Below are 22743 nucleotides of genomic sequence, written 5' to 3' on the forward strand. Positions count from 1 at the left end.
GGTCCCTCCTTCGTCGGGTCCATGAACCCGGGGTTGCTGCGTCTGATGGTTCGCTCGCTGCGCTCGTTCACGCTTCCTCCTCGTGCCAGGCGCGACCGCTGCGGCCGAGCAGTTCGTGGGCCCCGGCGGGGCCGGTGGACCCGGCCGGGTAGGGCTCGGGCAGGTCGGCCGACGACTCCCAGGCCGACAGGATCGGGTCGATCCAGCGCCAGGCCGCCTCCACCTCGTCGCGGCGCATGAATAACGTCGGGTTCCCGGCCAGCACGTCCGTCAGCAGCCGCTCGTACGCCTCCGGCACCCGCGCCGTGAACGTCTTGCCGAAGCTCAGCGACAGCGGCACCGGCTTCAGCGTCACCTCGCCCGCGCCCGGCTCCTTGGCCATGATGTGCAGCTCGATGCCCTCCTCCGGCTGCAGCCCCAACACCAGGCGGTTCGGCGCGCCACCGGGGTAGATGGAGTGCGGCACGTCCTTGAACTGCACCACGATCTCCGACCGCCGGTACGGCATCCGCTTCCCGGTACGCAGGTAGAACGGCACCCCCGCCCACCGCCAGTTCTTGACCTCGGCCCGGATCGCGGTGAACGTCTCCACCCGCCGCGAGGCCTCGGTCGGCGGCGTGGAGGCGGGCTCGTCCAGGTAGCCGGGCATGCCGGCGGCCTCGACGTACTGGCCGCGCACGGTGAAGCGGTCCGCCTCCGTGCCCGTGATCGGCCGCAGCGCCTGCAGCACCTTGACCTTCTCGTCGCGGATGGCCTCGCGGTCGTTGCGGGCCGGCGGCTCCATCGCGGTCAGCGTGAGGAGCTGGAGCAGGTGGTTCTGCACCATGTCGCGCAGCGCGCCCGCGTGGTCGTAGTAGCCGCGCCGGCCGGGCGTGCCGACGGTCTCGGCGGCGGTGATCTGGACGTGGTCGATCCAGAGGGAGTTCCAGATCGGTTCCAGGAAGGCGTTGGCGAAACGCAGGACCAGGAGGTTCTGTACGGTCTCCTTGCCCAGGTAGTGGTCGATGCGGAAGATCTGGCGCTCGTCGAAGATGGCGCCGACTTCGTCGTTGATCCGCTGCGCGCTCGGCAGGTCGTGGCCCAGGGGCTTCTCCAGCACCACCCGCGAGCGCGGCGTCACCAGCCCGGCCTCGTGCAGCTCGCGGCAGAAGGGCCCGAACGTCCGCGGCGGGCTGGCCAGATAGAAGACCCGGTCGCGCTGCTCGTGCTCGCCCAGCAGTGCCGCCAGGGCGTTCCAGCCGGTCTTGTCCGCACCACCCACATCGACCGACACGTGGTGCAACCGGGCCAGGAAACGTCGCCACACGGCGGGGTCGTCGACCGGGACCCGATCGCGTACCTCGGCGTCCACCTTGCCGCGGAAGTCGGCGTCGGTCAGCCCGCCCCTGGACATGGCGATGACGCGGGACTCCGGGGAGAGCCGGCCGTCCCTGTCGCTGTGGTACAGCGCGGGGAGCAACTTACGCATGGACAGGTCGCCGGTCCCGCCGAAGACGACGAGATCGGCGGTGTGGGCGGCACTGGTTGTCGAGACGGGGGACACGGTGAGGGGCTCCGATGATCTGCCAAGCGGGGACAGAACGGACACTAACCAGAGTTTGGGTCGTACACAAGCGGAGTTTTGGCATTTGAGATGAAAAAGTCGTGACTTTTCATGACCTAACCCCATGTGGTTCACTTAGCCGATGCCACGACGTACCGCAGCGACCCTTGCCACAAGTGGCGAGGTGCTTCGCCTCATCCGCACCGGTGAGGCCGTGACGCGGGCCGACCTCGGCCGGGTGACCGGCCTGTCGCGTCCCGCGGTGCAGCTGCGCGTCGGTGAGCTGCTGGAACGCGGCCTGGTCGTGGAGCGCGACGACGCCCCGTCCACTGGCGGGCGGCCGCCGGTCCGGCTGGAGTTCAACGCCTCGGGCGGCGTGGTGCTGGTGGCCGCGCTCGGCGCCAGCCGCACCAGGGTGGCCGTCTGCGACCTGGCCGGGCGCGAGCTGGAGGGCCGTGACTTCGCGATGGACGTGGAGCAGGGGCCCGACGTCGTGTTGCCGTTGCTGATGGACACCTGGGACGAGCTGCTCGGCGGGCGGCCCCGGTCCATGATCAGGGGCGTCGGGATGGGCGTGCCGGCCACGGTGGAGTTCGCGCACGGCCGTACGGAGAGCGCCCGCGTGATGGCCTCCTGGACCGGCGTGGTGATCCCGCCGATCATCCGCGAGCGTTTCCCCGTCCCCGTGCTCGTGGACAACGACGTGAACGTGCTGGCCATCGGCGAGCACCGCGGCACCTACCCCGACCTGGATGACCTGATGTTCGTGAAGATCTCGACCCGGATCGGCGCGGGCGTGATCGCCGGCGGCGGGATCCTGCGCGGCGCGCTGGGCGCGGCCGGCGAGATCGGGCACATCCCGGTGCTGGACGGCGGCGGCGTGTTGTGCCGCTGCGGCAACACCGACTGCGTCGACTCCGTGGCCAGCGGCACCGCGCTGCTGCGCGACCTGCGGGCGAAGGGCAAGGACGTCAAGACGATCGCGGACGTGACCGCGCTGGTGCGGGCGGGCGACGCCGAGACGATGGCCACGGTGCGCGAGGCCGGGCGCAGGATCGGCGAGGTGCTGGCCGGGGCGGTCAACATCCTCAACCCGTCGGTGGTGGTGCTGGGCGGGGACATGGCGGAGGCGTTCGGGCCGCTGGTGTCGAGCATCCGCGAGGTCGTCTACCGCCGCTCCACGGCCCTGGCGACCAGGCGGCTGCGCATCGAGCCGAGCAGGCTGGGCTCGGGGGCGGGCATCAGCGGCTGCGCGGTGCTGGTACTCGACCACGTGCTGTCGCCGGACGCCGTGGACGAGACCATGAAGGTCTCGATTCTGCGTCGCGACCGGGTGGCCTCCAGTTAGAGGTCCCAGCGGGGCTCGGCGCTCTCCCGTACGAGCCCGTCCGCGCCGAACACCAGATACCGGTCGAGGTCGGCGGCGAACCACCGGTCGTGCGTGACGGCCGGCACCGTGCCCTCGAACCCGGCCAGTCCCTGCTGTCTCGGCGGCCTAGGGTGCCGGCGTGCCGTCTGAGAGCGCGCCGACGGGGCCGGGCGTGCGGGCTGTCCCTGGCGTGTGTGCGGTGCCCGGCCTGCGCCCGGTCTCGGGCAGAGGGCCGATCGCCGGCTCGGGCACCGTGGCGGGCGCGGTGGGCGTGGCTGCCGGGCGCGCGCCGCGCACCCGCCCCGGAGCCGATGCCCACCCCTGCACCTGACCCCAGGTCGCAGTCGCCTGCCTGCCGCCCCTGACCTCGCCGACGGCGCCCGCGGTGCCGCCCCTGAGCGCACCGACGGCGCCCTGCTTGCCGGCGGCGCCGGGTGTGCGCGCGGGTGTGGGGGAGGCGCTGGCGGCGGCGGGCGAGTCGGCGGGCATGGCCGGACCCGCAGGCGAGACCCCTCGGTCAGGCCAGGTAGAAGGCGGCGTCGAAGCCAGGGGCGTCGAGTTCGGGCGGGCTGTCGAGGCCGGGCGAGCGGTCGCGTGGGGTTCGACGGTGACCGGCGTGGGTTCCCTGGGGCCGAGGTCGGTGACAGGCCAGTCGGCCACGTCGAGACTCCTCGTGCCGGACGTATCACTGATCAACACCGCCGCCATGACCAGCATCAGCGTGCCGCCCAGCATCCCGGCGGCCATCAGCGCCCGCCGGCGCCGCTCGCCATCGTCGGCGGGCGCGGGCAGATCCGATGACCGGTGCGTCCCACTCACCAGTCACATGGTAGAGACGCGGGCGCACTCTTCGGGCGAATGTAAAGGTATGTCCAGATAAATCACCACTCGGCGAGAGACCCATTGCCGATCAGGCGCTCCATCATAAAAGGCTCAGCAGGTGCACAGCAGGCCGCGCAGCGCCGTCTCCAGGCAGAGGTGCGAACGCGCGGGGGTCGGCCACGGGAAGCGCACCAGCGACTCGTCCACCCGCACGGTCGCCCCGTACCGGTCCAGCTCCCACAACCACACCTCCCCGGCCTGCTCGCCGAGTTGCCTGGACACGCCCGCGGTGAGCTGCTGCCGGTGCGAGGCATTGACGTGCGCGAGCACCCGTTCGGCGATCTCGGCCAGCGGATCGGAGGCCGCCCCCAGGTAGTCGTCGGCGTCGAGCAGCCCCGACTCCTGCCCGGTCAGGTAGACGACCTGGCCCACGTCCAGCCGCAGCAGCCGGGGCGTGCCGCGCTCCCCGTACCGTTCCAGCGCCTCGAACAGGCTCTCGTCCGCGCTGTGGGCGGCCACCGCGACCGCCGCGGCGCGCGCCTCGCCCTCCGGTACGGCCTGCGCCCACCCCTGCACCTCGATCAATCCGCGCGGGTGCGAGACGGAGCCCAGTTGCCGCATCGCGGTGAGGTTCACCGCCACGACGGCGTCCTCGCGCAGGCCGTGCAGCGACTCGCCGGGCAACACCAGGAGCACCGGCCGGCCACGCTCGTCGACGCCGCCGCGCGCCGGCGAGGGAGCGCCGTCGACGGACAACTTGGCGAGGCTCGCGGTCGCGGCAAGGGTGCGGACCCGCTCGGGGAGCGGCAACATGGCGCCTCCTTGAGAGCCAAACGATAGTAGGTTAGGCTTGCCTAAGTAAGGACTACCTAATCACATTGAGGTGAACGTGCGCTACACCGGGCCGAAGGTGCGACTGTCGCGTCGCGCGGGCGTACCGCTGACCAGGAAAGCCGTCCGCTACTTCGAGCAGCGCCCCTACCCGCCGGGCGAGCACGGCCGCAAGACCAGCCGCCGCACCACCGGCGACTACGGGCTGCGGCTGATGGAGAAGCAGAAGCTGCGCTGGTACTACGACGTGTCGGAGCGGCAGCTCCGCCGCTACTGGGACCTCGCCGTCCGCAAGCCGGGCGCGTCCGGCGCCGAGCTGGTCACACTGCTGGAGACCCGCCTGGCCTCGGTCGTGCTGCGGGCCGGGCTGGCGCCGTCGATCTACGCGGCCAGGCAGTACGTCAACCACGGTCACATCGCCGTGGACGGCCGCAAGGTGGACATCCCCAGTTACCTGGTCAAGCCAGGACAGGTGATCACGGTCCGGGAGAGGTCGCGCAGGATGCAGCCGTTCGTGGCCGCGGCGGAAGGGATCCACGCCGACGACCGCATCGCGCCGTACCTCTCGGTGGACCACGCCGACCTGCGCATCACGCTGACGCACCGGCCCGAACGCGAGCAGATCACCATCCCCGTGGACGAGCAACTCGTGGTGGAGTTCTATTCTCGTTAGCCATGACGGCCGGCATCACCGCCACGGCGGCCGGGCTCGGCGTGGTCGCCACCGAGCCCGGCGCGCACCTGCACGGCGGCGTCGGCTGGGTGCTGGGCGGGGGCCTGGCCGTCTACTTCGCCGCCTCCACCGCGCTCGGTGTGGCGACGCGGGCCGAGCCACGGTGGATCTGGGGCTGGGCGGTGCCCTCCGTCGTCGCGCCGCTGGCGGTGGCCGCGGTGTCCGGGCTGGTCCAGGCCTGGGCCGTGGTCGCGCTGTTGCTGGCCGTGGCCCTGTGGCGGGTGGTCTACCGGCCGCGCGGCGGCTCAGTCCAGGACGTTGTGCCGGCGTAGCTCGGCGATCTCCTTGCGCAGCCCGGCGAGCTCGTCGAGGATCTGCTGGGTGTGGGCCGAGGTGCCCTCCAGCGCGGCCCGCTCCTCGGCGTTCTCCTCGTCCATCGCGCTGACGACCACGGCGAGGAAGAGATTCAACACGACGAACGTGCACACCAGGATGAAGATGGTGAAGAAGATCCAGGCCGATGGGTGCTCGCCCATCACGTCCCTGGCGATGTTGCCCCAGTCGTCGCCCGTCATCGTCTGGTAGAGGGTGAACAGCGAGGTCGGCAGGCTGCCGAAACGTTCCGGGGCGGTCTGTCCGTAGAGCTTGGTGGCCATGACGGCGGCCACGTACAGGACCAGGGAGAGCAGCACCACGATCGAGCTCATCCCCGGCATCGCGCGCAGCAGCGCCGACACCACGCGGCGCAGGCTCGGCACGACCGACAACAACCGCAGCGCGCGCAGGATGCGCAGCGAGCGCAGCACCGACAGGCCGCCCGAGGCGGGCGCGAGGGCGATGCCGACGATCAGGGCGTCGAAGATGTTCCACGGGTCTCGTAAGAACGCCGAGCGCTCGGCGTAGACCTTGGCCAGCAGTTCGGCGACGAAGATGTAGAGGGCCACGTGGTCGATAGCGGTGAGCAGGTGGCCGTGGCTCTCGACGACGGCCGGCACCGTCTCGAGGCCGAGGGTGCCCGCGTTGATCAGGATGACGCCGATGATGAACTGCTGGAAACGCGGATGGGCGAGGAAGTCGCGAGTGCGTTCACGCACGGGGGCAGGCTCCTAAGAGGTCGATCATGTGCCGTCCTATGATGACGCAACATGATCAAGAGGGAGACTGTGGTATAAAACCACCTGATCGCCATACGTCGAGGGGACACAGGGGCCATGTCTTATCCGAATTACGGTCCTTCCCCTTATGGCCCCGGGCCGCAGACCCACCCCAACGGCACGACCATCCTCGTGCTGGGCATCCTGAGCCTGGTGGTCTGCACCTTCATCGGCCCCTTCGCCTGGTCGATGGGCACCAGGGCACTGCGCGAGATCGACGAGAGCGGCTACTACTACGACAACCGCGGCTCCGTCCAGGCCGGGCGCATCTGCGGCATCATCAGCAGCGTGCTGCTAATCCTCACCGTCGGCTTCCTGGTCCTCGCGTTCGGGATCGCCCTGATCTCCGGCGGCTTCTCCAGCACCAGCAGCTACTAGCGGCCGCGTGCCGTAGTCGCCGAGGCCCGACTCCAGCAGGTCGAACGCCTTCTCCGCCTGCGTCCTGAGCGCCGGGGCGATCGCCTCCCACGGCTCGCCCGCCAGCATCATGGCCACCGCGTGGCCGGTCAGGATGCGCGTCGTGTTGAGGAGGTGCGCCGCCGCCATCTGCGGGACGAGGTCGTCGGGGTCGCTCCCGAGCTCGTCGGCCAGCATCCGCGACAACCCCAGCTCCCGCTTGACACCGATCTCGCGTAGCCGGGCGACCAGCGCGGGGCTGGCCTCCACGACCCTGGCGAACACGTCGCTGCCCAGGTTGAGGCCGTGGCGCCAGTCGCGCGTGTCGATCGCGTCGAGGTAGTCGCGCCTGAACGCGCGCACCACGCTCTCTCCCGGTTCCCGCTCGCGCAGCACCCGCTGCGGCAGGTCCACGGCCACGTCCTGGCGGTCGGCGAACAGGTCCTCCTTGGTGCTGAAGTAGTTGAACACCGTGTTGACCGACACGTCGGCGGTCCGCGCGACCTCGGCCACGGTCACGTTGTCGAACCCCTTGGTCATGAACAGCCCCATCGCGATGTCCGCGATGCGCTGCCTGGTCTCGCGCTTCTTCCGCTCCCGCAGCCCCTCTTCCATGCCTGCATGATATCGAAGTTGCAGTGACACCAAAATTGGAGCTACCCTAATTTTGGAGGCGATGAAATGATCAGGACATCGGGTCTGAGCAAGACCTTCGATGGCGGCGTGGAAGCCGTCAAGGGCGTGGACATATCGGTGGAGCCCGGCGAGATCGTCGGCTTCCTCGGCCCGAACGGGGCAGGTAAGACCACGACCATGCGCATGCTGACCACGCTGCTGCGCCCCACGTCCGGCACCGCCACCGTGGCGGGCCACGACCTGCTCGGCGACTCGAAGGAGGTGCGCAGGCGCATCGGCTACGTCGCCCAGGGCAGCGGGATCCCCCCGGTGACCCCGATGAAGGGGGAGCTAGAGCTCCAGGGCCTGCTGTACGGCCTGAGCCGCCAGGAGACCGCGACCAAGACGAGCGAGGTCCTGGCCAGGCTGGGCCTCACCGGGCTCGAGCCGAAGCCCGCCGCCGCGCTCTCGGGCGGTCAGCGCCGCCGCTTCGACATCGCGTTCGCCCTGCTGCACGACCCGGTCCTGCTCTTCCTCGACGAGCCGACGACCGGCCTCGACCCGCAGAGCCGGGCCAACCTGTGGGGCCACATCCGCTCGCTGCGCGCGGAGAAGGGGATGACGGTCTTCCTCACCACCCACTACCTGGACGAGGCCGACGCGCTCTGCGACCGGCTGCTGATCATCGACCACGGCCGCATCGTCGCCGCGGGCACTCCGGCCGAGCTCAAGAGCGGCGGGCGCACGCTCGACGACGTGTTCCTCGACATCACCGGCAGGTCGCTGCGCGAGGAGGCGGGCGTCTGATGGTGCGCGACACCTGGGTGCTCTTCCGCCACGGCGTGCGCGTCACGCTGCAGCAGAAGGTCGGCATCATCTTCGGCGCGATCCAGCCGCTGGTCTTCCTGGTGCTGTTCGGGCCCATCTTCACCACGTTCGGCACCTGGGAGACGCTCGTCCCCGGCCTGATCATCCAGCTGGGCCTGGTGAGCATGGGGCTGGCCGGGTTCGGCGTGGTCTTCGAGAAGCGCAGCGGCGTGCTGGAGCGCATGCGCGTCACCCCGGCCAGCCGGCTGGCGCTGCTGCTCGGGCGCGTGCTCAACAACGCGGTCACGCTGGTGATCCAGACGCTGCTGCTGCTCGCGGTCGCCTTCGCCTTCGGGCTGCGGGCTCCCGCGCTCGGGGTGCTGGCCGGGTTCGTGCTGGTCGTCGTGCTGGGGATGAGCCTGGCCGCGCTGTCGTACGCCATCGCGCTGACCATCAACGAGCAGTTGTTCGCGCCGGTGATGTCCACGGCGGTGATCCCGCTGGTGCTGCTGTCGGGCTCGTTCCTGCCGATGTCGATGGCGCCGGGCTGGCTCGACGCCATCTCGCACATCAGCCCGTTCAGGTACGTGCTGGAGGCGCTGCGCGACCTGTTCAACGGGCACTACGTGACGGGCACCGTGGGTGCCGGCGTGGCGGTGACCGCGGTCTTCGCCGTGGTCAGCCTCACGATCGGGACCAGGGTGTTCAACCGGGAGAACGCCTAGGCGAGATCAGGCCGCGCTCTTGGCCCGCCGCTGGAGCGCGGCGATGATCCCGGCCGGGTCCACGGTCCCGTACCCGTAGTCGTAGTCGAACCCCACCTCGCTGCGATCCTCCGCGGTACGCCGCAGCAGCGCCCGCAACTGGGCCGGCGACAGCCGGGTCGACGGCCACCGGGTGCGGATCGCGGCCACGAGCCCGGCGGCCACCGGCGTCGCCGCGGAGGTGCCCGAGTCCGGCTCGCCGTCACCGAACGCCTTCGACCCGGAGAAATGCGTGTACGCGCAGATGTCGGGCTTGCGCGCGGTCAGCCGCCCGGGCCCTTGCGAGGAGTAGCCCACCCGCGCGCCGTTGACGTCGATGCCGCCGATCGACAGGGCCTTCGGGTGGGAGTTCGCCCCCACGATGGGCCGGTTGGGGTAGGCGCAGCGGCCGTCCGGGCACTCGTTCCCGCAGTTGCCCGCCGCGAACAGCACGTCCGCGCCCGCCTTGTCCAGCCCGGCCACCATCAGGTTGAACGGGTGGGCCGCGTTGTCGGAGTAGTTGCCCGGATGCCCGACCGGGAAGTCCCATTCGGGGGAGAACGACCCCCAGGAGTTGCTCACCACCAGCGCCCTGGAGCCGGCGGGCTGGGCGTCGAGCACGTTGCGCAGGTGCGCGAACGCCGACACCGCGTCCGACAGGAGCCCGTCCATCGCCGAGCCCCCCGGCCGGGTGGACAGCAGCACCGGGATGTCGATCAGCGTCGCCTGGGGAGCGGCGATGAGCGTGTCGAACGCGCACATCGTCCCGTGGTCGACCTCGAACTCGCCCGGCTTGGCCGTGACGCCCGACGGGCTCCAGCACCGCTCGGCGTCCAGCGTGACGCCCCTGCCGAGCTGCTTGGCCGTGTGGGCCGCGTTGATGCCGGTATCGAGCACGGCCAGCGCCACCAAGGTGCCGTCGAGCCCCTCCGCGTGCAGCCCCGGCACGTTCAGCAGGCGTTCCACGTCGTGCCAGTCGCCGGCCGGCGGATCGCCGCCGCACGTCGGCGCCGACCCGATGACCGGGTCGGCGAAGATCCCGACCACGTCGGGTCTGAGCGCGGGCAGCAGCGTCACCCTGGAGGCCAGCTCGTCGTCCGAGATCGTGCCGCGCACCAGCACGGAGGCGTCCTCGGCGGCCAGCGAGAAGTCGAGCGGCTGGTTGAGCGAGAGAGGATCGCCGTCCGCCGGCGGAACGGGCCGCGGCACGGCCACGGGAACGAACTCCGAGTCGAGCTCGACGCCGGGCAGGCCGTCGGCGACGTCGGCCGTGGTGGCGGTCTGGCCGGGGTCGGCCACGGCCGCGACCAGATCGGGGGAGGGACGGAGCTGGATCAGGACCCGCATGAGTCACCACCGAACGTTTTGGAGGGAACGAACCTCCCAACATTCCTGCAACAATCGATGTTCGTCCAGCCCATCGCAGGGCTTTTGACCTGCAAGAACACCTCATTCCCGGCGAAGCGGACGACATTTGTTCTGGCCTGTCGTACTTCCTTGTTTTCGGTCTGTTCACTACGGTGAGACATCATGACGCTCCAGGCGCAGAAGCCGGTCACTGGCGGGGAAAGAGATCACTGGCTGGCGGTGCGACCAAGGCTCATCCTCGCCAGCGCCTTCATGCTCTTCCTCGAGCTGGCGCTGATCAGGTGGACCGGGTCGAACATCGTCCACCTCAGCTACTTCACGAACTTCGTGTTGCTCGGTTCGTTCCTGGGCATCGGGCTGGGGTTCCTGCGCGTGGGGCGGTCGCGGCGGCAGCCGTACTACTCACCGGTTGTGCTGGCCGTCCTGGTCGTCGTCGTGCTGACCTTCCCGGTGACCGTCGACCGGAACACCGAGGGCGTCCTGTACTGGACGAGCCTGTCCACCAGCGGCCCGCCCGCGTGGCTGATCCTGCCGGTGATCTTCTGCGCCGCGGCGGTGGTGCTCATGGGGCCCGCCGAGCTCGTCGGGCGCTGCTTTCCCGAGCTGCCGCGGCTGGAGGCGTACCGGTACGACCTGATCGGCAGCCTCAGCGGGATCGCGGCGTTCACGGCGTTGTCGTTCCTGAGCGCGCCGCCGGTGTTCTGGGGCCTGATCGCGGCCATCTGCTACGGCCTGCTGCTGATGCCCAGGCCGAAGTCCTTGTACATCGGCCTGGTGATCGTGCCCTCGCTCGGGGTGGTGAGCCTGCTCCTCACCGAGACCCTGACGGCGGGGGCGATCTGGTCGCCGTACTACAAGGTCACCTTCCGGCAGCTCCAGCAGCTCGGCATCGTCGTCACCGACATCGCGGTCAACGGCATCCCGCACCAGCAGGCGGTGCCCGCCGCCGCCAGGCTCCAGTGGGAGCGCCAGTACGGCCTGCCGTACGAGCGGACCACCAAACCCCCCAAGGACGTGCTCATCGTCGGCGCGGGCAGCGGCACCGACGTGGCGATCGCGTTGTCCAAGGGCGCCAACCACGTCGACGCCGTGGAGATCGACCCCAAGCTGCGCGAGCTCGGCGGCTCGGTGCACCCCGACAAGCCCTACGACGACCCGCGCGTCACCACCCACATCACCGACGGCCGCGCCTTCCTGGAACAATCCGGCCACAAGTACGACCTCATCCTCTTCGCCCTGCCCGACTCGCTCACCCTCGTCTCCGGAGCCAGCTCGCTGCGCCTGGAGAGCTACCTGTTCACCGAGCAGGCCATGCAGGCCGCCCGCGCCCACCTCAAGCCGGACGGCACGTTCTCGATGTACAACTACTACCGCGAGAGCTGGCTCGTAGACCGGCTGGCCTCGACCATGCAGAGCGCCTTCGGGCACAAGCCGTGCGTCGACGTGGTCAGCACCGCGGGCCAGCAGGCCGTGATCACCGCGGGCCTGACCGCCGCCGCGCAGCGTTGCGAGAGCGAATGGCCGGGCGCCGCACCCGGCACGCCGCAACCCGCCAACGACGACCGGCCGTTCCTCTACCTCAAGGACGCGACGATCCCGCCGATCTACATCATCACGCTCGGCCTGATCCTCATCGTCAGCCTCCTCGCCGTCCGCGTCGTCGCCGGACCGTACGCGCGGATGCGCCCGTACGCGGACCTGTTCCTGCTGGGTGTGGGGTTCATGCTGCTGGAGACGAAGAGCGTGACGGGATTCGCGCTGCTGTTCGGCACCACGTGGGTGGTCAACGCGATCGTCTTCGCCGGCGTCCTGGTCGCGGTGCTCGCCGCCGTCGAGGTGACCCGCCGCTTCCGCGTGCCGCCCCTGCCCGTCATGTACGGGGTGCTGCTGGCGGGCCTCCTGCTGGCCTGGCTGGTGCCGAACGAGTGGTTGTTGTCGCTCCCGCTGCCGTTGCGCGCGGTGGCGGCCGTGACGGTGGCGTTCCTGCCGATCTTCGCCGCGAACGTGGTCTTCGCCAAACGCTTCGCCGACACGGCCGACGCGACCACGTCCTTCGGCGCGAACCTGCTGGGCGCCATGGTGGGCGGCTGCCTCGAATACGCGGCCCTGGTGATCGGCTACAAGGGCCTGCTCATCGTGGCCGCCCTGCTCTACCTGGGCGCGCTGGTGCTGTTGCCGAGGAAGACCGCGGCCGTGTGACCGGGGGGCTGGATGCTCGAGAAGATGTTGCCAGGACACGAAGGGCTGCTCGCCGATCCCTACCCCGCCTACGCCCGGTTGCGGGAGGTGCGTGCGCCCCATCGCGTGAGCCTGGCCAACGGGCTGTACGGCTGGCTCGTGACCCGCTACGACGACGCGCGGGCCGCGCTCGCCGATCCCAGGCTCAGCAAGGATCCGCGCAACGCGCCGGCCGACTGGCAGGAGGCGGGGCGCGGGCGAGCGACGCCAGGCCCGAGGCGCTGCGGTGCCTGGGCGCCTACGTGGGCGAGCTGGTCGAGGCCAAGCGGCGGGCGCCAGGTGACGATGTGATCAGCGCGATCGCGGCGGCGGCGCTGGGCGCGGCCAACCGGGATCCCGAACGGTTCACCGAGCCGGACCGGCCCGACCTCATCCGGGAGGACAACACCCACCTGAGCTTCGGGCACGGGCCGCACTACTGTCTCGGCGCCATGCTCGCCCGCATCGTTGGCCGGGCCGCCCTGAGCGAGATCGTCCGCCTGCCCGGGCTCGCGCTGGCCGTGCCGCCCGACCGGTTGGGCTGGCGGTCCAGCCTGACGGTCCGGGGCCCGAAGGCCCTCCCCGTGACGTTCGACACCGCCCTCCGCTGAAATCGCTAGAGGCCGCAGAGCTCGTCGATGGACTTGGTGCCGCCCTTCTGGGTGTTCCTGGTCGGCGTCTGCGTGGGCGTCGCGGGCCGCGTCCGCGTCGGGGTGGCGGTGACGCCCGGCGAGGCGCTCACGTTGGCCGTCTGGGCCCGGGACGGGCGGGTCGAGTCACTGATCGCCTTCCGCGTGGCCTGGCGGATCTTGGCCCAGTCCGGGCGGCCCGAGTAGAACTCCGGCGGCACGAACTGCAGGCTGGTGATCTTGGCGTCCTTGACCTTGACGGCCAGCTCCACCAGCGGCTGTACGAGGTGCCGCGGGATGTTCGTCTGGGCCAGCCGCTTGGCCGCACCGGCGATCTTGGTGAAGTTGGTCAGGATCACTGTGGGCGTGGCCTGCTGGGCGAAGGCGCCGATGACGCAGCGCTGGCGGGCCATGCGGGAGAAGTCGTCGCTGTTGACGCGGGAGCGGCCGTACCAGAGGGCCTGCTCGCCCGACAGCTTCCGGTAGCCCGCCTTGATGGTGCCCGCCGTGCCGAAGTGGCCGCCCCACTTCACGTCCTGCTCGACCCGGATCTTGAGGCCGCCGATCGCGTCTACGAGGTCCGCGAAGCCGTACATGTTCATCAGCATGTAGTAGTCGATCTTGAGGTTCAGCGTGTAGCCGATGGCGTCCATCAGCGCCCGGGGGCCCTTGTTCTTGCCGCCCATGAGCTGCGGGTTGTCGTTGGCGTACTGCCAGACCTCGTTGAGCAGGCCGCCGTTGGGCAGCTCGGCCATGTAGCCGTTCGGGAACTGCTTGTGCAGCGGCGAGGACGGCGGGAAGCGTACGTGCTGCAGGTTGCGCGGCAGGCTGAACAGGACCGTGGCGCCCGTCTTGAGGTCCACGCTGGCCACGTTCATGCTGTCGGTCCGCACGCCGGTGCGGTTGCCCGCCGCGTCGCCGCCGATCAGCAGGAAGTTCACCCGGTCCTTGCCGGCCCACGGGTCCGCGCCCTTTGCCACGGGCGGGACGTCGGGGTCGGTCTCGGAGGGGAAGAGCTGCGTGATCGTGTCCCGCACCTGCAGGACGGCGTTGGCCGTGAGCGCGAACGGCGACATCACCGCCACGCACAACACGCCGACCACGATGCCGGTCACCACCTGGCCCTGCTGGTTGAGCTTGTTGGGGCCGAGCGCGACATAGGACGTCACCAGCAGGGCGAACCAGGCCAGCGCGCCGACCGAGGCGACGACGATCACCGTGATCATCATGCCGTCGTCGGCGAACGAGGTGAGGTTCTGCAGGTTGCGGGTCAGTCCGTAGGCCAGGCCCGCGAGCAGCAGCACCGCGTACACGCTGACCAGCACCAGCCCGGTACGGCGGTGCCCGGCGCGCAGGTGGGCGGCGCCGGGCACGATGGCGGACAGAGCGGTCCACCCGAGCAGGGAGGCGGTCGTCAGCGGCTTGGCGAACCGCGGCGTGGCGGAGCCGGAGGGCCGGCGGGACGCCGTACGCGGGCGGCGCGGGGGACGCCGTTTCCTGCCTCCCGGCACGGTGTCGACACCATCCCGATTGCTCACACCGGCTCCTTCACCTGGCAAAACCGTCGCTTGCCCACCAATGGGCACAAGATTGCCAGGATTCTAGTCCCCATATACGGACATCAGAGACATGTGCCCAAGCTGAGATGAACGCCACGTTGACATCAGGAGGTCGTTGAGGCCGGTGCCTGCCACGTATTGCACTGGAACGCCTTGTTCTTCTCCCAGCCCTGCCTGAACCACAGGTTGTTGTTCGCGGGCCTGCCGTGGTCGCGTGGATAGCCCGGATAGTCGCCCACCTGGCCGTAGAACCAGTACAGGCGGCTCCTGTTCGACATGCTCACCGGGTACGACCCCGCCACCGACCGCATCCACATGGCGCCGAAGCAGGTGGCCTGCAACTCCAGTCGCCTGCTGAGCGCCAGCTTGCCGCTCTGGCTGGAGGAGTCCAGGGTGGAGCGCCACCACGAGTCCATCAGGCCCGTGATGTTCTGGACATGGTGACCGTACTCGTGGGCCATCATGCTGATGATCCCGCCGTGCCAGGAGATGATCTGGCCGTAGCCGCGGGCGTTGCCATTGCCCCTGGCCATGGCCGAGGTGGAGGCGTAGATCGTGTTGTTGCGCGGGCAGTAGTACGGCACCATGCTCCCCGCCGACGGGTAGTCCCCGCACGCGCCCCTGCCGCGCTTGGCCGCGATGGCGTAGTTGGGCGCGCTGAACTCGATGCCCTGCTTCTCCAGGACCGGCTTCCACGCCTGGTCCATGCACCTGCCCGTCTTAAGGATCAGCGCCTTGAGCTGGCTGTGGTTGAAGATGTTGGCGTTGCCCGCCCGGCAGTTGAGCCTGGGCAGCGTGCCCGCCCGGTACATGGTGTTGTTCTTCAGGCTCGTGTTGAGCGTGACCTTGGCGGGCGGGGTGACGTTCGTCTCGGGCTCCTGGGTGGGCTCCTGCGTCCGCGTCCTCGTGGGGGAGGGCTCGGCGTCGTCGGTGGCCCGCTCCGACGGCTCGTACGTCGGGATCGCGACCGGCGTGGTCGTCTCCGACCTCGACGCGCTCTTGAACATCACGGCCCCGATGACGATCAGCACGAACAACGCCGCCACCGACCCCAGCACGGCGCCGAGCACCCCGATGACGCCCATCCCCGGCTTCCTGCGCTGCGGCGGCTGCGGCCACTGCCGCGCCGGCATGGGAGGCGGCGGAGGGGGAGGGGGCGGCGGCTGGCGGTACTGCCCGTAGGGCGGCGGCGGATACTGGGGCGGCGGCGGAGGCCCGCCCTGGGGGTACGGCCGCCCCTGCGGGGGAGGCCCCTGCTGCGGGTAACCGGGCGGCGGCTGCGGCGGGTACGGATTCCCCTGACCGCCCCCGCCCTGAGGCTGCGGCTGACGATAGCCAGGCGGCGGCCAGGGCAACGAGGGTGGTCGTTGTGGCTGCCCTGGCCCTTGTGGCGGGGGTGGATACTGCCCGTTCCCTGTCACCGTGTCTCCCCGTGCACCCGGTTGTCGGTTATGGATGGGTTTGCGTCTGGACTTGTCGGACCCTTGCCAAATTTGGGGCAAAAGCATACTGATTTATCACCCGTCACGGATGTAGCAGTGCTCGGTTACAGTCCGAAATCATTCGAGGTGATCTCCGCTATCTCCCGGTGCGGGTGGCGGGCGGTGTCCTAGCTTTCTTGGCATGAATCTCCAGCAGCTCCGCTATGTGGTCGCGACTGCGGAGCACCGCACCATGACTGACGCGGCCAGGTCGCTCTACATCGCGCAGCCTGCGCTTTCCCGCGCGATCCGCGATCTGGAGCGAGAGCTAGGCATGACGCTCTTCGCTCGTTCAGGCCGAGGCGTGGTCGTCACCGCGCAGGGCCGCCGGGTGGTCAAGCTGGCGAGGGAGGCACTCGACGCGGTTCACGAGATCGAGGGCCTGGCCAACCATGGCGGCATCAGCGAGGCGGAGCTCCGCATCGCCTCCACGCCCAGCCTCGAACCCGGCCTCGCGGGGCGGTTGCTACCCGCCTACGCGGCCGAGCACCCGGGGGTACGCGTGCACATCGTGCGCTGCGACGGCAGAGACGGCGTCGTCAGCGCGATCCGGGATCAGCGAGCCGATCTCGGGCTGACCGATCTGCCCGTGCCCACCGACCTCATTACCCACCCGCTCGAGCGCCAGGAGATCGTGCTGATCTCCCCGCCCGGGCTCGACCTGCCCAGTCCCGTGCCGATGGGCAAGCTGCACGGCATGCGCCTGGCGCTGCCGGCTCGTGGCAGCATGCGGCGCAGGGAACTCGACGCGATGTTCGGCAAGTACGCGGTCACCCCCGTCGTCGTACTGGAGACCGACGAGCGCAACGGCTGGCTCAACGCGGTACGCGCGGGCCAGGCGTCACTGCTGTGGTACCGCGGCATGGCCGAACAGGCCGGTCGCGCCGGTTTGGTGGTGCGCTCGCTCGAACCCGCCGTGCGCCGGGTCATAGCCGTCGTGCACGCCCGCCGCCGCCTGCCACTCATAGCCCAGGACTTCCTGGCCACCGCCGAGAAGGGCACCGCCGCTTAACCTCTCTCGGAACGCTCCATGTCCATCCACTACCGCACAAAGGGCCCGGAAACGACCGAGCCCAGGGGGCCCGGCGACGACGCCGTGCCCCTCAGGGCCGCTGATTCTCAGCACCTCGCCTGCGTGCTCTTGCCGGACACGCCACAGGCGCCCCCGCCGCTCCCGTCGGCGCGAACACCCAGTCCCTAACGGGATACCGGCAGCCTCACCACCGCCCGCAACCCAGGTGCGGCGTCCTCCAGCGCGACCGTGCCGCCGTGTGCGCGCACGGTCTCGCGCACGATGGCCAGCCCCAGCCCGGCGCCGCCCTCATCGCGGCTGCGGCCGGAGTCGAGCCTGGTGAACCGGTTGAACACGCGCTCGCGGTCCTGCTCGGGAATGCCGGGGCCGTCGTCGGTGACCGTCAGGACGCCGTCGGCGGTCAGCGCCACCTCGACCTTGGAGGAGGTGTGACGTACCGCGTTGTCGACCAGGTTCGTCAGGACCCGGCTCAGGTCGAGGGCGTCGCCGCGGATCACGACCGGGTCGCAGACGGTCAGGCGGGCCTCGCCGTACCTTTCGACGGTCTGGCGCACCACCTCGTCGAGGTCGACCGGCTCGCGCCGGGCGGGCACGCCGCCGCGCTCGTCCAGCCTGGCCAGCGCGAGCAGGTCCTCGGCCAGCCGCGACAGCCGCATCGTGTCCTCGAGCACGCCCTCCGCGGTCTCCTGCCAGTGCTGCCCCTTGGGATGCCCGAGCGCCACCTCCAGCTGCAGCCTGATGCTGGCGAGGGGGCTGCGCAGCTCGTGCGCGGCGTCGGAGACCAGCGCCCGCTGGCGCTGCTCGGCCTCCTCCAGCCGGGCCAGCATGCCGTTGAGGGTGGTGGCCAGCGAGTGCACCTCGTCACGCGACTGCGGCACCGGCAGCCGGCGCGACCTGGCCGTGTGCGTGATGTCCGCCGCGCCCTTGCGCAGCGCGGTGATCGGGCGCAGCGTACGGCCGATCATCAGCCAGCTCGCCACCGCGAGCAGCACGATCAGCGCGGGCGTCCCGACCAGCAGGACCCGGCCGGCCGTCGCGAGGCTGGTCTGGATCTCGCCGATGGGCCTGGCCGCGACCACGGTCTGCCCGTGGTCCGCGCTGAGCACGATCACCCGCAGGAACCCGGGGATCGCGTACGGCCGCCCGTCCAGCATTGTGGCCTGCCCGTGGCCCAGCACCTTCGCCCTGGCCCGGGCGTCCAGCAGCGGCACCAGCCGGTCGGTGCCGTACGTGACGTGCGTGATCCGCCCCTGAGCGTCGATGACCTGCACGATCGTGCCGTCGTGCGTGGTGATCGGGCTGGTCAGCGTACCGGCGTCGGCGGCCACCCGGACGGCCTGCGCCTGCTGCCTGGTGGACTCGTCCACCGTGTCGATCAGAGCCTGGTCCAGCACGCTGAGCAGCACCGACGCCGACAGCGCGAGCGCCAGCGCGAGCCCCGCGGCGGCGGCCACCGTGAGCCGGAACCTCAGCCCCTGCCGCCGCCACCAGAGCAGCGGGGACTCAGCCACCGTCGCCCGCCAGCCGGTAGCCCGCGCCGCGCACGGTCTGTAGCGCGTTCCTGCCGAACGGGGCGTCGATCTTGCGCCGCAGGTAGCCGACGTACACCTCGACCACGTTCGGGTCGGTGTCGAAGGTGTCCCACACGTGCTCCAGGATCTCCGACTTCGACACCACCTCGTCACGCCTGCGCAGCAGGTATTCCAGCAGCGCGAACTCCCTCGGCGTCAGCTCGATCTGCCGCTCGCCCCGCTCCACCTTGCGCCGCGCCGGATCCAGCGACAGGTCGCCCGCGACCAGCACCGACGGCCGCCGCCCCGCGTCGCGCCGCATCAGCGCCCGCAACCTGGCCACCAGCACCACGTACGAGAACGGCTTCGTCAGATAGTCGTCGGCCCCCAGGTCCAGCCCGTCGGCCATGTCGTATTCGCCGTCCTTGGCGGAGAGCATCAGGATCGGCACCCAGTTCTCCTCCGCGCGCAACTGCTTGCACACGTTGTAGCCCGACAGCCTGGGCAACATGATGTCGAGCACCACGACGTCGTAGTCGCCTTGCCTGGCCGCGTGCAGGCCCTCCTCGCCGTCGTGGGCGAGGTCCACGGCGAAGCCCTCGGCCTGGAGCCCCCGCTGAAGCGCGGCCGCCATCCGCCGCTCGTCCTCGACGACCAGTACTCTCATGTGGCAATTCTCCTGTTCCTGCCCTGAGACAACGCTGAGAAGGCTGAGAGCCGTCTCAGACAGTCTCAGGTCTGCCACAGCATGCATCACGCAGGCTCTGAGCATCGGCTTCTATTTCGCTAACGTCGCCGAGTCCGCGGCGACGTTAGCCGTCGCCGAGTCCGCGACAACATACCGTTAAGGAGTGACATGCGAAGAGGCACGTTCGTGAGGTGGGGAGTCCCGATCGCGGCGGCGGCCGTGATCGGAGCCGCGATCGGCGCCGGCCCCGTCATCGCCGCGGTGAGCGGCGAGCCCGTGCTGCCGGAGCGCACGGCCCAGCAACTGCTGGCCGACGCCGCGGCGGCGACCAGCAAGGACGGCATCCCGCCGATGTCCGGCACCGTGCAGCAGACGGCGTCGCTCGGCCTGCCGGCGCTGCCGCAGATCGGGGGTGAGTCGCCGCTCAGCCTGCTGTCCGGCTCGCACGAGGTGAAGGTCTGGTACGGCGCCGCCGACAAGCTGCGGGTGGCCATGCCGACCCAGTTGAACGAGACCAACCTGATCGTGAACGGCGGCCAGGGCTGGTACTGGGACAGCAGCACCAACACCGCCACCAAGCTGACGATCAAGGCGGGCACCGGCCAGGAACACCACCTGGCCACGCCGCGGCCGACCGAGCTGACGCCGCAGCAACTGGCGGAGCAGCTGCTGGCCAACGTCGACCAGCACACAGCGGTCCGGGTGATCAACACGGCCGAGGTGGCGGGCCGCCCGGCCTACCAGCTCGTGCTGACGCCCAAGGAAGAGGGCTCGCTGGTGCAGGAGGTGCGCATCGCGCTCGACGGCGAGACGTACGTCCCGCTCCAGGTCCAGGTCTATGCCAAGGGTTCGGCGGAGCCGGCGCTCCAGGTCGGGTTCACCCAGGTGACGTTCACGCCGCCGGCGGCCGAGAACTTCGCCTTCACCCCGCCCGCGGGCGCGAAGGTGGAGGAGAAGACGATCGGCGCGGACGTCGGCCAGGGCGCGGAGGAGCACGCCGAGAAGGCCAAGGACGTCGCGGGCACGCTCAAGGTCGTCGGGGACGGCTGGGCGACCGTCGCGGTCGTGCCGTTCTCGCAGGCGGACCTGGCGGCCAAGCCCGCCGAGACGTCGTCCGGCTCGCATGAGGGGCTCGGCGGCGGCGGCGACCCGACCGCGCTGGTGGACAGCGTGCTCAAGTCCGCCACCCCGGTGAGCGGCACGTGGGGCTCCGGCAAGCTGATCAAGACCAAGCTCGTCACCGCCCTGCTGACCGACGACGGCCGCCTCCTGGTCGGCGCGGTCACCCCGGAGGAGATCACCAAGGCGGCGGGCATCAAGTGACCGCCGTCACGCAGGAAGCGGGGGCGCCCTTCGGGGCGGCCCCGCCCTCCGGGGAGGACGCGATCGTCACGCACGGGCTGACCAAGCGCTTCCGGGGCGGCCAGGTCGCCGTGGACGCGCTGGACCTGGCCGTGCCGCGCGGCTCGGTGTTCGGCTTCCTGGGCCCGAACGGCTCGGGCAAGACCACCACCATCCGCATGTTGCTCGGCCTGGTGGCGCCCACGGCCGGCGAATACGCGGTGCTCGGGTTGCCGCTGGCCCAGGCACTGCCCAGGGTGGGGGCGCTGGTCGAGGGCCCGGCCTTCTACCCGTACCTGTCGGGCGCGGCCAACCTGCTGCGCTTCGACTCCGCCGACCCGACCGCCCCGCGCGGGACCGCCAGGCGGCGGATCGCCGAGGCGCTCGAACGCGTGGGCCTGTCGGCCGCGGCCGGCAAGCGCTACCGCAACTACTCGCTCGGCATGCGGCAGCGCCTGGCCATCGCGGCCGCCCTGCTCGGGCCGCGCGAGCTGCTCGTCCTGGACGAGCCGACGAACGGTCTCGACCCGCAGGGCACCCGCGAGGTCCGCGCCCTCGTCAAGGAGATCGCGGCCGACGGCACCACGGTGTTCGTCTCGTCGCACCTGCTGGCGGAGGTCGAGCAGATGTGCACGCACGCCGCGATCATGCGTACCGGCAAGCTCGTGGCGCAGGGCACGATCGCCTCGCTGAGCGGCGGGCTGGTCGCCCGCGTCAGGGTGGAGACCCCGGACGTGGCCGACGCCGCGCGGGTCCTCGGTACGCTCGGGCTGACCGACGTGCGCCCGGGGGGCCTAGAGGTCACGGCGGAGCTGGGCGGGCACGCGCCGGAGCAGATCAACGCCGCGCTGGTGGGGGAGGGCGTGGCGGTACGGGGGCTGGCCGTGGTGCGGCCGAGTCTCGAGGACGTTTTCGTGGGACTTACAGGGGAGGGCTTCGATGTCGACGGCTGACACTTCGACGCCGGGGGCTGGGACCTCGACGGTCGCGACGGAGACGCGTCGTACACCAGGGCTGGTTCCCGTGACGGAGACGTTGCGCACCACCGAACGCCACCCGCCGTCGGAACCCCCCGCACGTGGCCTCGCCATGCCGCCCACCAGGGCGACCTGGGCGTTCTGGCGGCTCCTCGGCTCGGAGCTCGGCCTGACCTTCCGCCGCCCGCGCAACCTGGTGATGCTGGCCGTGATCGCCACCGTGCCGGTGATCGTCGGCGTGGCGCTGCGGATCGTCAGCTCCGAGGAGGGCATGGGCGGGATCATCCAGGACGTGGCGGGCAACAGCCTGATGCTGACGTTCGCCTCATTCTCCTTCCTCGTGCTCCTGCTGATGCCGGTCGCCGTCAGCGTCGTGGCAGGCGACTCCGTGGCGGGCGAGGCCGGGGCCGGAACGCTCCGCTACCTCCTGGCCGCCCCGGCGGGCCGCACGAGGCTCCTCCTCGTCAAATACCTCAACGCGGCGATCTTCGCCTACGCGGTCACGGTGGTGGTGGCGCTGTCGGCGCTGGTGACGGGCCTGATCCTGTTCCCGGCCGGCCCTGTGACGCTCCTGTCCGGCACCACCATCTCGATCGCGGACGGCCTGCTGCGCATCCTCATCACGGTCGGGTACGTCGGTGCGGGCATGGCCGCCCTGGCCGCGATCGCGCTGGCGCTGTCGACGTTCACCGAGGTCTCCATCGGGGCCATCGCGGGCACCATGGTCCTGGTCATCATCTGCCAGGTGTTGCGGGCGATCCCGGAACTCGGCTCGATCACGCCGTACCTGCTGCCGACCTGGTTCACGAACTTCGACGCGGTGCTCCGCAGCCCCATCGACACGGGGGCGCTGGGGGAGGGGCTGCTGGCGTTCGGGGCGTACATCGCCCTGTTCGGCTCGATCGCCTGGGCCCGCTTCTCGGGCAAGGACATCACGTCCTGACGCGCGTCCGCGCCACTGTGCCCGTGCGGGGCGCCCGCGGTTC

The 22743-nt window shown here is 70.5% G+C and carries 23 protein-coding genes; 13 read left to right on the top strand and 10 right to left on the bottom strand.

The features are described 5' to 3' along the window. Positions 1-67: 67 nt before the first annotated feature. Positions 68-1468 carry a glucose-6-phosphate dehydrogenase gene (gene zwf, locus ACFLIM_RS23580; RefSeq protein WP_393169052.1) on the bottom strand — a complete coding sequence of 467 codons (1401 nt, stop codon included), beginning with the start codon at positions 1466-1468 and terminating at the stop codon, positions 68-70. 217 nt (positions 1469-1685) lie between these two features. Here zwf and ACFLIM_RS23585 point away from each other — a divergent pair, with 217 nt between their 5' ends. Further along, complete coding sequence (locus ACFLIM_RS23585) at positions 1686-2891, top strand: ROK family transcriptional regulator (RefSeq protein ID WP_393168799.1); 1206 nt, start codon at positions 1686-1688, stop codon at positions 2889-2891. A gap of 147 nt (positions 2892-3038) precedes the next feature. Here ACFLIM_RS23585 and ACFLIM_RS23590 read toward each other — a convergent pair whose 3' ends face one another. Both ACFLIM_RS23590 and ACFLIM_RS23595 read right to left on the bottom strand, forming a co-directional pair. Then, entirely contained in the window at positions 3039-3731 is a 693-nt protein-coding gene (locus ACFLIM_RS23590; protein WP_393169057.1) for a hypothetical protein, read from the bottom strand. A 114-nt stretch (positions 3732-3845) separates the two neighbouring features. Further along, positions 3846-4547 carry a DUF2470 domain-containing protein gene (locus tag ACFLIM_RS23595; RefSeq protein WP_393168801.1) on the bottom strand — a complete coding sequence of 234 codons (702 nt, stop codon included), beginning with the start codon at positions 4545-4547 and terminating at the stop codon, positions 3846-3848. A 76-nt stretch (positions 4548-4623) separates the two neighbouring features. Between ACFLIM_RS23595 and rpsD the strand changes: the two genes are divergently transcribed. Then, complete coding sequence (gene rpsD, locus ACFLIM_RS23600; RefSeq protein ID WP_393169054.1) at positions 4624-5238, top strand: 30S ribosomal protein S4; 615 nt, start codon at positions 4624-4626, stop codon at positions 5236-5238. A 2-nt stretch (positions 5239-5240) separates the two neighbouring features. Beyond that, on the top strand, positions 5241-5570 hold the full coding sequence (locus tag ACFLIM_RS23605) for a hypothetical protein (protein ID WP_393168803.1): 330 nt from the start codon (positions 5241-5243) through the stop codon (positions 5568-5570). Here ACFLIM_RS23605 and ACFLIM_RS23610 read toward each other — a convergent pair. Further along, a complete protein-coding gene (locus tag ACFLIM_RS23610) occupies positions 5544-6332 on the bottom strand; it encodes an ion transporter (protein WP_393168804.1) in 789 nt (262 codons plus the stop codon). The two genes, ACFLIM_RS23605 and ACFLIM_RS23610, sit on opposite strands and share 27 nt — an antisense overlap. A gap of 117 nt (positions 6333-6449) precedes the next feature. Here ACFLIM_RS23610 and ACFLIM_RS23615 point away from each other — a divergent pair, with 117 nt between their 5' ends. Next, the gene (locus tag ACFLIM_RS23615) at positions 6450-6770 is read left to right on the top strand and encodes a DUF4190 domain-containing protein (RefSeq protein WP_393168806.1); all 321 of its coding nucleotides are present in this window, start codon (positions 6450-6452) and stop codon (positions 6768-6770) included. Here ACFLIM_RS23615 and ACFLIM_RS23620 read toward each other — a convergent pair. Next, positions 6687-7403 (bottom strand): TetR/AcrR family transcriptional regulator, encoded by a 717-nt coding sequence (locus ACFLIM_RS23620; protein ID WP_393168809.1) that lies wholly within the window; start codon positions 7401-7403, stop codon positions 6687-6689. The genes ACFLIM_RS23615 and ACFLIM_RS23620 overlap by 84 nt on opposite strands. 66 nt (positions 7404-7469) lie before the next feature. On the opposite strand from ACFLIM_RS23620, the gene ACFLIM_RS23625 reads away from it, so the two are divergent. Together ACFLIM_RS23625 and ACFLIM_RS23630 are read left to right on the top strand one after the other, a co-directional pair. Then, complete coding sequence (locus ACFLIM_RS23625; protein ID WP_393168810.1) at positions 7470-8210, top strand: ABC transporter ATP-binding protein; 741 nt, start codon at positions 7470-7472, stop codon at positions 8208-8210. Then, positions 8210-8935 (top strand): ABC transporter permease, encoded by a 726-nt coding sequence (locus tag ACFLIM_RS23630; protein WP_393168812.1) that lies wholly within the window; start codon positions 8210-8212, stop codon positions 8933-8935. The genes ACFLIM_RS23625 and ACFLIM_RS23630 overlap by 1 nt, the downstream gene beginning before the upstream one ends. A 6-nt stretch (positions 8936-8941) precedes the next feature. On the opposite strand, the gene ACFLIM_RS23635 is transcribed toward ACFLIM_RS23630, so the two are convergent. After that, positions 8942-10300, bottom strand: coding sequence for a S8 family serine peptidase (locus tag ACFLIM_RS23635; RefSeq protein ID WP_393168814.1), 1359 nt, complete (start codon positions 10298-10300; stop codon positions 8942-8944). 183 nt (positions 10301-10483) lie between these two features. Here ACFLIM_RS23635 and ACFLIM_RS23640 point away from each other — a divergent pair, with 183 nt between their 5' ends. From ACFLIM_RS23640 to ACFLIM_RS23650, 3 genes are read left to right on the top strand one after another with little or no spacing between them, the layout of a single operon-like run. Beyond that, positions 10484-12520, top strand: coding sequence for a spermidine synthase (locus tag ACFLIM_RS23640; RefSeq protein ID WP_393168816.1), 2037 nt, complete (start codon positions 10484-10486; stop codon positions 12518-12520). A gap of 12 nt (positions 12521-12532) precedes the next feature. Continuing rightward, positions 12533-12850, top strand: coding sequence for a hypothetical protein (locus ACFLIM_RS23645; protein ID WP_393168818.1), 318 nt, complete (start codon positions 12533-12535; stop codon positions 12848-12850). Continuing rightward, entirely contained in the window at positions 12802-13149 is a 348-nt protein-coding gene (locus ACFLIM_RS23650; protein ID WP_393168819.1) for a cytochrome P450, read from the top strand. The genes ACFLIM_RS23645 and ACFLIM_RS23650 overlap by 49 nt, the downstream gene beginning before the upstream one ends. Positions 13150-13154: 5 nt before the next feature. Here the strand turns inward: ACFLIM_RS23650 and ACFLIM_RS23655 are convergent, their stop codons facing one another. Next, positions 13155-14705 (bottom strand): LCP family protein, encoded by a 1551-nt coding sequence (locus ACFLIM_RS23655; protein ID WP_393168820.1) that lies wholly within the window; start codon positions 14703-14705, stop codon positions 13155-13157. A gap of 125 nt (positions 14706-14830) precedes the next feature. Further along, positions 14831-15859: a neutral zinc metallopeptidase gene (locus tag ACFLIM_RS23660; protein ID WP_393168821.1), complete on the bottom strand. Its 1029-nt coding sequence runs from the start codon at positions 15857-15859 to the stop codon at positions 14831-14833. Positions 15860-16349: 490 nt separating this feature from the next. Here ACFLIM_RS23660 and ACFLIM_RS23665 point away from each other — a divergent pair, with 490 nt between their 5' ends. Beyond that, positions 16350-17219: a LysR family transcriptional regulator gene (locus ACFLIM_RS23665; protein ID WP_393168823.1), complete on the top strand. Its 870-nt coding sequence runs from the start codon at positions 16350-16352 to the stop codon at positions 17217-17219. A gap of 185 nt (positions 17220-17404) precedes the next feature. Here ACFLIM_RS23665 and ACFLIM_RS23670 read toward each other — a convergent pair whose 3' ends face one another. Further along, positions 17405-18751 (bottom strand): sensor histidine kinase, encoded by a 1347-nt coding sequence (locus ACFLIM_RS23670; protein WP_393168825.1) that lies wholly within the window; start codon positions 18749-18751, stop codon positions 17405-17407. Then, positions 18744-19418 carry a response regulator transcription factor gene (locus ACFLIM_RS23675; RefSeq protein ID WP_393168828.1) on the bottom strand — a complete coding sequence of 225 codons (675 nt, stop codon included), beginning with the start codon at positions 19416-19418 and terminating at the stop codon, positions 18744-18746. The genes ACFLIM_RS23670 and ACFLIM_RS23675 overlap by 8 nt, the downstream gene beginning before the upstream one ends. 189 nt (positions 19419-19607) lie before the next feature. On the opposite strand from ACFLIM_RS23675, the gene ACFLIM_RS23680 reads away from it, so the two are divergent. Genes ACFLIM_RS23680 through ACFLIM_RS23690 form a run of 3 tightly spaced genes read left to right on the top strand, consistent with a single transcriptional unit; the run spans position 19608 to position 22700 of the window. Then, on the top strand, positions 19608-20762 hold the full coding sequence (locus tag ACFLIM_RS23680; protein ID WP_393168831.1) for a LolA family protein: 1155 nt from the start codon (positions 19608-19610) through the stop codon (positions 20760-20762). Then, on the top strand, positions 20759-21733 hold the full coding sequence (locus ACFLIM_RS23685; protein ID WP_393168833.1) for an ABC transporter ATP-binding protein: 975 nt from the start codon (positions 20759-20761) through the stop codon (positions 21731-21733). The genes ACFLIM_RS23680 and ACFLIM_RS23685 overlap by 4 nt, the downstream gene beginning before the upstream one ends. Beyond that, positions 21720-22700, top strand: a complete 981-nt coding sequence (locus ACFLIM_RS23690) for an ABC transporter permease (RefSeq protein ID WP_393168834.1) — start codon at positions 21720-21722, stop codon at positions 22698-22700. Before ACFLIM_RS23685 ends, ACFLIM_RS23690 begins: the two co-directional genes overlap by 14 nt. Positions 22701-22743: the final 43 nt, after the last annotated feature.

Source organism: Nonomuraea marmarensis (genome assembly GCF_043197025.1).
GTDB lineage: Bacteria > Actinomycetota > Actinomycetes > Streptosporangiales > Streptosporangiaceae > Nonomuraea > Nonomuraea marmarensis.

Coding starts and splice junctions, on each gene's coding strand:
- ACFLIM_RS23595 (WP_393168801.1), bottom strand. CDS start 4,547: ATGTTGCCGCTCCCCGAGCGGGTCCGCACCCTTGCCGCGACCGCGAGC.
- ACFLIM_RS23645 (WP_393168818.1), top strand. CDS start 12,533: ATGCTCGAGAAGATGTTGCCAGGACACGAAGGGCTGCTCGCCGATCCC.
- ACFLIM_RS23640 (WP_393168816.1), top strand. CDS start 10,484: ATGACGCTCCAGGCGCAGAAGCCGGTCACTGGCGGGGAAAGAGATCAC.
- ACFLIM_RS23620 (WP_393168809.1), bottom strand. CDS start 7,403: ATGGAAGAGGGGCTGCGGGAGCGGAAGAAGCGCGAGACCAGGCAGCGC.
- ACFLIM_RS23675 (WP_393168828.1), bottom strand. CDS start 19,418: ATGAGAGTACTGGTCGTCGAGGACGAGCGGCGGATGGCGGCCGCGCTT.
- ACFLIM_RS23690 (WP_393168834.1), top strand. CDS start 21,720: ATGTCGACGGCTGACACTTCGACGCCGGGGGCTGGGACCTCGACGGTC.
- ACFLIM_RS23615 (WP_393168806.1), top strand. CDS start 6,450: ATGTCTTATCCGAATTACGGTCCTTCCCCTTATGGCCCCGGGCCGCAG.
- zwf (WP_393169052.1), bottom strand. CDS start 1,468: ATGCGTAAGTTGCTCCCCGCGCTGTACCACAGCGACAGGGACGGCCGG.
- ACFLIM_RS23665 (WP_393168823.1), top strand. CDS start 16,350: ATGAATCTCCAGCAGCTCCGCTATGTGGTCGCGACTGCGGAGCACCGC.
- ACFLIM_RS23635 (WP_393168814.1), bottom strand. CDS start 10,300: ATGCGGGTCCTGATCCAGCTCCGTCCCTCCCCCGATCTGGTCGCGGCC.
- ACFLIM_RS23660 (WP_393168821.1), bottom strand. CDS start 15,859: ATGCCGGCGCGGCAGTGGCCGCAGCCGCCGCAGCGCAGGAAGCCGGGG.
- ACFLIM_RS23680 (WP_393168831.1), top strand. CDS start 19,608: ATGCGAAGAGGCACGTTCGTGAGGTGGGGAGTCCCGATCGCGGCGGCG.
- ACFLIM_RS23605 (WP_393168803.1), top strand. CDS start 5,241: ATGACGGCCGGCATCACCGCCACGGCGGCCGGGCTCGGCGTGGTCGCC.
- ACFLIM_RS23630 (WP_393168812.1), top strand. CDS start 8,210: ATGGTGCGCGACACCTGGGTGCTCTTCCGCCACGGCGTGCGCGTCACG.
- ACFLIM_RS23625 (WP_393168810.1), top strand. CDS start 7,470: ATGATCAGGACATCGGGTCTGAGCAAGACCTTCGATGGCGGCGTGGAA.
- ACFLIM_RS23585 (WP_393168799.1), top strand. CDS start 1,686: ATGCCACGACGTACCGCAGCGACCCTTGCCACAAGTGGCGAGGTGCTT.